The sequence below is a fragment of the Photobacterium alginatilyticum genome, assembly GCF_009910675.1.
Lineage (GTDB): Bacteria > Pseudomonadota > Gammaproteobacteria > Enterobacterales > Vibrionaceae > Photobacterium > Photobacterium alginatilyticum.
The window spans coordinates 1-1,293 of the sequence record NZ_RSEJ01000112.1 but is presented as its reverse complement, the minus strand read 5'-3'; the positions used below and the strand labels follow the sequence as shown (position 1 = coordinate 1,293).

Here is a 1,293-nt window from a genome sequence, read left to right as displayed (position 1 = left end):
GGTTCTTCGCAGATTAGCGGGAACTGAAAACAAAAACGGTAGTAAGTGATATGGTTTAGTCGCCAAACAAAAACCTACACAAACTACCGTTTTCATGTCGAATAATACTTTCCTATCTTCCTTCTGGGAAGGCTTTCAGATTATAAAGTCCCATAAAACTGATTCTTTAATAACAATCACTTTAAAGCCTGATTCCACCGCTGTGTGTCAATGCGGTCGCTCATCTAACTCTGTCCATGACTATCATTGGCGAGTTCTAAAAGAAGCGATGATGTTCGATACTCCTGTTGAGCTAGTGGTACAAACTCGACGGATAAACTGCTCTTCTTGTGGAGTCAAAACAGAGGCCATATCCTGGGTTGCTCCATATTCACGGATCACAAATCGCTTAAAAGGTTATATCGAGAAACTGCTCCCGCTGTTACCCATCAAGCATATCTCCGAGCTGACCGGAGTGCATTGGCATACGATTAAGGACATTGATAAACACCGTCTTAAACGAGTTGTTCCAACGGTGCCTTGGAATGATTTGCGTCAGCTTGTTATGGACGAGTTCGCTATTTTTAAAGGTCATCGGTACGCTACCGTCATCGCTGACGCACAAAGTCATCAAGTGCTCTGGATTGGTATAGGCCGAAGCCGAAAGGACATTCGTCCATTCTTTGAAGAGCTCGGCGATAATGCTGCCAACATTGAAGTTGTCGCGATGGATATGAACACCGCTTTTGATCTCGAAGTGCAGGCGCATTGCCCAAACGCCCRTATTGTCTATGACTTATTTCATGTCGTGGCTAAGTTCGGTCGAGAAGTCATGGACAGGGTTCGAGTAGACCAAGCTAATCAACTAAAGGCTGACAGAAAAGCACGCCGTTGGATAAAGCGCTCGCGGTGGGTACTGCTGAAAAACAGAGAGAACTTAAGCGCTAAACAGGAAAGTTATCTGAATGAAATACTATCGATTAACCGAGATCTCATGATAACGCACTTACTCGGGGCTCAGCTCAAGGAGCTTTGGTATTGTGATTCAGAGGAGCAAGCTATCGGGTTATGGGAGGTATGGTGGCAGCAGGTGAATGAGAGTGGTATACAGCCTCTCATCAACTTCGCTAGAAAACTCAAACCTTACCTTCACGGTATCGTGGCATCCGCTTCATATCATCTGAATACTTGTACGCTGGAGGGGATCAATAACAAGATAAAACTCATCAAGCGTATGGGATACGGATATCGAGATACGGAATACTTCTTCCTAAAGATAAAAGCAGCTTTCCCCGGAAAGCCGCGATGAACCTT

Annotated in this window: 1 protein-coding gene; it reads left to right on the top strand. The window is 44.8% G+C overall.

The genetic code is table 11. The features are described from left to right. Nucleotides 1–94 precede the first annotated feature (94 nt). Nucleotides 95–1,288 carry an ISL3 family transposase gene (locus tag EIZ48_RS28225; RefSeq protein WP_160658709.1) on the top strand — a complete coding sequence of 398 codons (1,194 nt, stop codon included), beginning with the start codon at nucleotides 95–97 and terminating at the stop codon, nucleotides 1,286–1,288. The last annotated feature ends 5 nt before the right edge of the window (nucleotides 1,289–1,293 follow it).